The sequence below is a fragment of the Streptomyces sp. NPDC126497 genome, from assembly GCF_040302425.1.
Lineage (GTDB): Bacteria > Actinomycetota > Actinomycetes > Streptomycetales > Streptomycetaceae > Streptomyces.
In genome coordinates, this window is the sequence record NZ_JBEORT010000097.1 from 20,675 (window position 1) to 27,028 (window position 6,354).

At 69.7% G+C, this 6,354-nt stretch carries 3 protein-coding genes and 4 pseudogenes; 5 read left to right on the plus strand and 2 right to left on the minus strand.

Features of this window, described 5'->3' with window-relative positions; translation table 11 throughout:
* Positions 1-94 precede the first annotated feature (94 nt).
* Together ABTY20_RS28980 and ABTY20_RS28985 are read left to right on the plus strand one after the other, a co-directional pair.
* Positions 95-250: pseudogene (locus ABTY20_RS28980) on the plus strand (IS5 family transposase); the annotation flags it as partial.
* Positions 246-386 (plus strand): annotated as a pseudogene (locus ABTY20_RS28985) (IS5/IS1182 family transposase); the annotation flags it as partial. The pseudogenes ABTY20_RS28980 and ABTY20_RS28985, both read left to right, overlap by 5 nt.
* Positions 387-393: 7 nt before the next feature.
* On the opposite strand, the gene ABTY20_RS28990 reads toward ABTY20_RS28985, so the two are convergent.
* The gene (locus ABTY20_RS28990) at positions 394-3,480 is read right to left on the minus strand and encodes an AfsR/SARP family transcriptional regulator (protein ID WP_352000042.1); all 3,087 of its coding nucleotides are present in this window, start codon (positions 3,478-3,480) and stop codon (positions 394-396) included.
* Positions 3,481-3,934: 454 nt separating this feature from the next.
* Here ABTY20_RS28990 and ABTY20_RS28995 point away from each other — a divergent pair, with 454 nt between their 5' ends.
* From ABTY20_RS28995 to ABTY20_RS29005, 3 genes and pseudogenes are all read left to right on the plus strand, one after another.
* Positions 3,935-4,285 (plus strand): hypothetical protein, encoded by a 351-nt coding sequence (locus ABTY20_RS28995; RefSeq protein ID WP_352000044.1) that lies wholly within the window; start codon positions 3,935-3,937, stop codon positions 4,283-4,285.
* Between the two features lie 317 nt (positions 4,286-4,602).
* Positions 4,603-4,986 (plus strand): hypothetical protein, encoded by a 384-nt coding sequence (locus tag ABTY20_RS29000; protein ID WP_352000045.1) that lies wholly within the window; start codon positions 4,603-4,605, stop codon positions 4,984-4,986.
* 33 nt (positions 4,987-5,019) lie between these two features.
* Positions 5,020-5,289, plus strand: a pseudogene (locus ABTY20_RS29005) (helix-turn-helix domain-containing protein); the annotation flags it as partial.
* 42 nt (positions 5,290-5,331) lie between these two features.
* Here ABTY20_RS29005 and ABTY20_RS29010 read toward each other — a convergent pair.
* A pseudogene (locus ABTY20_RS29010) lies at positions 5,332-6,228 on the minus strand (Gfo/Idh/MocA family protein); the annotation flags it as partial.
* Positions 6,229-6,354 lie beyond the last annotated feature (126 nt).

A 6,354-nucleotide genomic window follows, 5' to 3' on the forward strand; every position in this document is an offset into this window, starting at 1 on the left:
CTGTTTCATTCCAGGGCGCCTGATTGAGCCGCGTGCTTCCACGAGGCAGAACGCGCGCCTGGGCGCACTCACCTGCCGGCGGTACGTCCAGGTCATGAGCGAACGTCGTGCGTATCCGAGTGACCTGTCCGATGCCCGCTGGGAGCTGGTCGAGCCGGTCCTGGCGGCCTGGCGGTGCGAGCGCCGCCGCCGGGCCCTGGCGTTCGGGCGGCCGCCCGAGCACGAGCTGCGCGAGATCATGAATGCGATCTGAGAGCCCCGGCGAACGCGCCTTCGCCCGGCTCAAGTCCTGGCACATCATGCGCAGAGCACGCTCCTCCACTCGCCGCATCAGCTGCGCCGTTCAAGCCATCCACGTACTACTGACCTGCGGCTATTCAGGATGAAAGAGGTTCAGTGGCTTTCTGTGGTCTGGCGGGTGCCTGTGTTGGTCGTGCGGATTTCTGTGCGCTCTCGGGTGCCGTAGAGCTGAAATGTTTCCAGTGCTTCTTGGCGCAGGGCATGGGCGGTGATCGAGTCACCGAGCTTTTCGTGGAGGAGGGCTTGATCGCGCAGGGTGCGTGCGCGGAATACTGGGAGGCTGAGCTGTGTCCATCGGTCCAGTGCCTGCTCGAGGTAGGCTGCGGCCTTCCCCAGGGCGCCTGCGGACAGGTAGAGCTCGCCGAGTGTGCGCAGCATGAGTGCTTCGCCGAAGCTGTCGTCGAGCTTCTGGCACACGCGCAGTGCGTCGAGGAGCGCGGGTGCCTGCGCGGTACCGGGTCGTTGGCGGAAGTGCGCCTTGGCCAGGGCTTGGACGGCATAGGCCACCATCAGCTGGTCGTCGGTCTCCTGCAGGAGGCGCAGTGCTGCGGAGCATGTTTCTTCTGCAGCAGTGAGGTCGCCGCCGGCGCGGTGGACCAGCCCGAGTGACCGTAGGGTCAGAGCCTGTCCGCGTCGGCTGCCGAGGGACCGGTAGATCTCCAGCGCCGTGTGCAGGTGGTCCGTCGCTTCGTCGAAGCGTCCCTGCTCGCGGTGGATGAAGCCGATGTCGTAGCAGACCTGGGCCACTCCCACTGCGTCGTGGAGCCGACGGAATCGGGGGAGTGCCTGTTCCAGGCAGGCCATGGCCTCGGCGAAGTGGCCCTGCTCGCGGCTGGCCACCGCGATCCCGGACAAGGCCGTCGCCTGGCCGGCGATGTCTCCCAGACGCCGGAAGGTGGCCAGTGCCTCGCGGAAGTAGTGGTTCGCGTCGGCGAACCGGTCCTGCTCGTAACGCAGTTGCCCCAAGCCGACGAGCAGCACTGCCTCACCGTGCAGGTTTCCCGCGTTCTTCGCGGTCGTGAGTGCCGTCTCGTGGGTGCGCCACCACTGATCGAATTGGTTGTTGACCCGGAAGGACGCCTGGACGAGCGCTGACGTGAGGGCGCATGCCTCTTTGTCCAGGCCGAGACGGCAGGCCAAGCCGACTCCGGCCACCAGTGACGCGTGCTCGGCCTCCAGCCACGCCCGAGGATGATGCAGCAGCGTCGCAGCGACGGTCGGGGCGGGACTGTCGGCGGTGTCGGCTCCAGGCGTGAGGTGGACGATGCCGGTGGGTTCAAGGGTGCTGGCCCGGCCGATGAGCGCCAGCCAGGTGCGAAGCAGTCGGCCGGCCGCTTCTCGGCGGTCCCCCATGGACTCCTCGTGCTCCGCCCGCTCCCGTGCGTACAGCTGCACCAAATCGTGGAAGCGATAGCGGACCTGGCCAGTACCGTCTGCCCCTAACGGCTCCAGCAGATGAACGTCGGCCAGTCGTTCGACCAGCTGCTGCGCCTTTGGCACACCGACGTCCAGGAGCGGGGCGACGATCCAGGGCGCGAAGTCGAGTGCGTTGGTCATCCCCAGCAGGCGCAACGCGCGGCGTTCGGGACCGGACAGCGCCTGATAGCTGATCGTGATCGAGGCGCGTACGTCCAAATCCCCGTAGGCCATCTCGTCCAAGCGGTGATGTTCGCTGCGCAGCCGGTCGGCCAGCGACCGCAGTGGCCATCTGCTGCGCATGCTCAGGCGTGATCCCACGATCCGTAGGGCGAGGGGGAGAGAGCCGGACAGCCGGGTGATCTCAGCGGCCGCCGCGGGCTCGGCCGCTACTCGGTCGGCGCCGACCAGTCGGGCGAGAAGTTCGACGGCGCTGTCCGGATCGAGCACGTCCAGCCCGATGCGCACATGTGGGTTCAGGCCCGGCAGAGGGTGACGGCCGGTGACGATCACACCGCTTCCGCTACCACTGCCCGGCAGCAGCGGTTGTGCCTGGCGGTCGCCGGCGGCGTCGTCCAGGACGACCAGAACGCGTCGGCGGGACAAGAGGGTGCGGTAGTACGCGGTGCGTTCGGGCAGTGCGGCGGGTATCCGCCGGGGGCGTACACCCAATGCGCGGAGAAATCCCGCGATCACCTCGCCCGGATCGGCTGCCTGACCGGGGTCGGCGCCGCTCAGGTTGGCGTACAGCTGTCCGTCCGGAAACACCGTCGCCACCTGGTGTGCCACCTGCAGGGCGAGTGCCGTCTTGCCCACCCCCGCCATGCCGTGGATGGCACAGACCCGCCCCGGGCTATCGGCATCGAGCAGCGCCCGGGCCAGCCGGCCCGCCTCGACACCGCGGCCGGTCAGATGGTTTGGCGCGCTCGGCAACTGCGCAGGCGGCGGTATCCTCCGGTTCGTAACCGGCAGCTGCCGCAGCGGGTGGGCACGCTGCCCTGCTCCGTCGGTTCCGTCGGCGGCCGGACCGTCTGCGGCGAGCAGCCGAGCGTGCAAGTCCTTCAGCTCGCGGCTCGGCTCGATCCCCAGCTCGGTGCGCAAGAGCCGATGGCCGTCCCGGTACGCGCGCAACGCATCCGCCCGGCGCCCACAGCGGTCCAGGGCCCTCATCAACAGACCGCGCAGCTGCTCGCGCAGTGGATGCGCGGCCACCAAACGGGTCAGTTCGCCGACCAGCTCGGCCCCGCCTCCCGCCTCCAGCCGCGCCCTGAGCATCTGCTCGAGCGCATTCAGCCGCAGCTCCTCCAACCGGGCCGCCTCCACCTGGAGGACCGGGGTCGTCGGGCTGCCGAGCGCCGGACCACGCCACAGGTCAAGGCTCGCCGCGAGCGTCTCTGCGGCGGCTGTGTGCTCACCCTTTCCTGCCTGTGCACGGCCGCGCTCCAGCAGCGCCAGGAACTGGTGCAGGTCGAAGTGCGCCTTCTGCGGCTGGAAGAGGTAGCCGCGCGGGCGGGTGACGATGATTTCCGGGGTGCCCGGCTGGTGCAGGACCCGGCGCAGCCTCGCGACGTAACTCTGCACCAGTTTGGCCGCGGTGGCCGGGGGGTCCTCGCCCCACACGGCGTCGACCAGGCGCTCCACCGTTACGACCTGGCCGGCGTCCACCAGTCCTGCCACAAGAAGTGAGGTCGGTTTCTGCGCGAAGGGCGGCAGCCTCTGTCCCTGCCGCCAGACCTCCACCGGGCCGAGCACACGGAACTCCACGCGACTCCCCAGATTCCCCGCGCAGCCCGCCGTTTCACATACGTGCCGCCCGCTGTCCAGCCTTTCGTGTCAACCGTGCCGTAGGCAAGACATGCACCGCCAGACGTATATCCAGCCTCGTACGGACACCGGCGGACGCGCGCCCGGCTGGGCTGCACCCGAACTGCACCAGGACTGCACTCGGCATGCGCTCCGGCTGCACCGCTGGCGCGCACAGTGAAGTCACGTGAAGCACTCGCCGAGCATGTGCGCCTCGAGCGGATCAGATCCAGCGATGCGCATGTGCTGTCACATCCACAGCGCAAACCCCATGAGCTGGAGCATCGGACGAACTGGGCGCGTACACGGTGGGACGTTGACCGCTCAAGGGCTGCCAGGGTCTGACCGCAGCGTGTTCGCAATGCACGAATACCGAGAAAGGAGCACCATGGGCAAAATCACCAGGAATGTCACCGTGGCCGCTTTTGTGGCCGGTGCCGTCCTTGCCACCGGTACCACGGCGCAGGCGGGTCAGGTCAGCGCCCAGCAGTCCAACTACCAGGGCTGCAACCTGGGCTACGTGTGCCTGTACTCGTACGCCGGCTGGAACGGCGGAAGTCCGGAGCACCGGTACTACGACTACGGCGTGTACAAGCTGTACGACGAGTACGGGGTCCACCGGTGGTTCAACAACCAGACCGGCGGTGCCACGACCCGGCTGTGCATCAACAGCGACGGAACCAACTGCACGAGCAAGCTGTCCTCGTGGGCCTACTGGGACATCGACCTGACGCCCTACAACTCGATCCGGCTCGACCCGTCCTGAACGGGAGTACGACCGACTGGCGCGGTTCGAATTCCCGCCCCGTTCCCTCACTGTCGCTGACCTCGGCGTCATCGGGTCCGGATCCTCGCCGGTCGGTCCTGGTGATGTGGCCCGTCCGACTGCTGAGTGGGCCGACAGCCCGGCATGCTGCGGATACGGTGCCGGGCGGTGCAGTCACTGTCCGACGCCGTCCAAGGGGCACGGCGGAGGGCAACGCTCAGTACCGCTTCGGTTGAGCCAAGCGGTGCACCACCTCGCAGAACATCCACCAGGCGGAGCAGACCGTGCCCGCCCGTACCGATCACCCTGGAGAAACCATGAAACGAGTCGTCGTCGCCGGCGCGCTCGCGCTCGCCTCCGCCGCGCTGACCATGGCCCCGGCCGCTTCGGCGACCACTGCGGCGTACAAGAACTGCGAGTACCCCCGAGTCTGCTTCTACCTCACCGACAGCGACTGGAGGAACTCGGCGCCCTCGGCCGCCTACCGGGACGTCACCACCTCCTACCAGAGTCTCGGCACCTACAGCCGCGGCTCCAACTGGGTGCTGAACACCCGCAACGACGATCGGGCCTACCTCCGCTACACCGTCAACAGCACCGGAGCGACCCAGTACGTCTGTCTCTCGCCGGGCCATGAGATCTACTTCTCGTCCGCGTACACCGTGACCGGCATCCGGATCGACACGGCTTCCACCTGCTAGTGACCTGAGCCGGAGATTCGTCGTTGGTTCGGCATGAGTCGTCCGGGTCCGAAGCTTCCGTCGTTGTCGGTGGCCGATGCCCAGCGGGCCGTGCTGGAGGGCTGGGTGCGTCGTCGCTCGACGGCGCAGGCGCTGGCCCAGAGGTCGCGGATCGTGCTGGAGCGCGCCGAGGGAGACGCGATCACGGAGGTGTCGCGCCGGCTGGGTGCCTCTCCGGACAAGGTCCGCACCTGGCGGCGGCGCTTCCTGGAGCGGGGCCTGGACGGCCTGTCCGACGAGCCGCGGTCCGGTGTCCCGCGGAAGATCACCGATGCGAACGTCGAGCGGGTCGTCCACAAGCTGCAGTCAGACCGTGCTGCGGGGCCGCGGGGCGAGCCCCGCGGCCCCGTAGCACGCGTCGATCAACCGCATGGTCGCCACCGCGTCGTCCGCGTCCAGCGGGAGCGCCGCGCCCGCGCGCACGCGGGCGGCGAACGCCTCCAGCTGGTACGTGTACGACGACCGGGTGCCGAGGTGCTCCGTGCGTTCGCCCTCCGGAGTGCGGATCACGACACGGTCGTCCAGTTGCGGGAGCACGAAGTTCGGGGCCGTCGCCTCGCCCCGGCTGCCGACGAGGCGGATGCTCATCTCCAGCCGCCCGTACGCCATGTGGCAGCGGGCGCTGCCCGTCGCGCCGGACGGGAACTCCAGGTCGGCGTCCAGCCACTCGTCCACGCCGGGAGCGCCCTGCCGTTCACCGGCCCGCGCGGACAGCGGGCGCGGTGCGCCGCCCGCCCAGGGGGCGAGCACGCGCAGCGCGTGCAGGGCGTAGCAGCCCAGGTCCATCAGGGCGCCGCCGGCCAGCGGCAACGACCAGCGGGGGTCGCCGGCCTCCGGGGCGGGGATCGCCACCATGGCCTCCGCGTGACGGAGTTCGCCCAGCTCACCGGAGGCCAGCAGCTCGTGCAGACGCCGGGTGAGCGGGTGGAAGAGGTAGTGGAACGCCTCCATGAAGACGGTGCCGGACTTCGCCGCCGCCTCCCGCACCTCCTCCGCCTCCGCCGCGTTGCTCGCCGACGGCTTCTCGCTCAGGACGTGCTTGCCGGCCGCCAGCGCCGCCAGGTTCCACGGGCCGTGCAGGCCGTTGGCGAGCGGGTTGTAGACGACGTCGACCTCGGGGTCGGCCAGCAGCTCGGCGTACGAGCCGAGGGTCCGCTCCACGCCGTGCGCCGCGGCGAAGGCCTCGGCGCGGGAACGGTCGCGGGGGGGCGCCCCGCCCCGGCCGCGGGAGCGCCCCCCCGCGGGGGGCCCCCGGGGGGGCCCCGGGGGGGGCCCCGCTTCCGCACGTCACGGGGAAGGGGGCGCGGGGGGAAGGGGTGTCGAGGGCCG

Coding starts and splice junctions, on each gene's coding strand:
- ABTY20_RS29000 (WP_352000045.1), top strand. CDS start 4,603: ATGAAACGAGTCGTCGTCGCCGGCGCGCTCGCGCTCGCCTCCGCCGCG.